The sequence below is a fragment of the Pseudomonas sp. 51_B genome (assembly GCF_017491595.1).
In the GTDB taxonomy this organism is placed as follows: Bacteria; Pseudomonadota; Gammaproteobacteria; order Pseudomonadales; family Pseudomonadaceae; genus Aquipseudomonas; species Aquipseudomonas promysalinigenes.
The window spans coordinates 1-613 of the sequence record NZ_JAFGYW010000102.1; the positions used below are offsets into that span (position 1 = coordinate 1).

1 protein-coding gene and 1 pseudogene are annotated in these 613 nt (G+C 60.5%); both read left to right on the forward strand.

Features of this window, described 5'->3' with window-relative positions:
• Positions 1-386 (forward strand): annotated as a pseudogene (locus J5M56_RS23840) (hypothetical protein); the annotation flags it as partial.
• Positions 387-401: 15 nt separating this feature from the next.
• On the forward strand, positions 402-613 hold a 212-nt coding region (locus J5M56_RS23845), incomplete at its 3' end, for a hypothetical protein (protein WP_207937925.1).

A 613-nucleotide genomic window follows, 5' to 3' on the forward strand; every position in this document is an offset into this window, starting at 1 on the left:
CGCTGAATGTCGTCAAGCACTATCAGACGAATTCGAAAAGCATGAAGACGACGGTCGCTGAACATCATGTGGAGGAGATCGGTGAGCGGACGTCGACGATTGCACACGCGCATAAGCTCACGGTCCGCGGCGAACACGCCGTCAGCGTCGGCGCAAACCACACGACGAACGTGCAGCATCAGGTGCTCGTCAATGCCGGCGACCAGCGTGCGCTCGTGTGCGGGAAGTCGAGCGTCCTGATGAAGAGCGACGGCACGATCCTGATCCAGGGTGTCAACGTCGAATCAAGCGGCTCCGACAGCCACAGCGTGCGCGGCAAGAAGGTCACGACATCGGCGTCGGTCGAGCATACGGTCGAAGGGACCGTGTTGAAGCTGAATCCGTAACGGGGGCTTGAGCGTATGCAGAACTGGCAGCCGACGAATCCGGTGGAGCGCAGGTTCATGGACGCACACGCGGACTGGATGCGTTTCGCGAAAGATCCGGCCGCGCGATTGATGATCTGGCAGACGGACGAGACCGACGCACAGCTCGTGCAGTTGTATTTTCAGGGGCAGGAAGAAACGTCGTGTGCGGTGCGGACGATGCGCGCGAGATTCGTGAACGAAGCGCG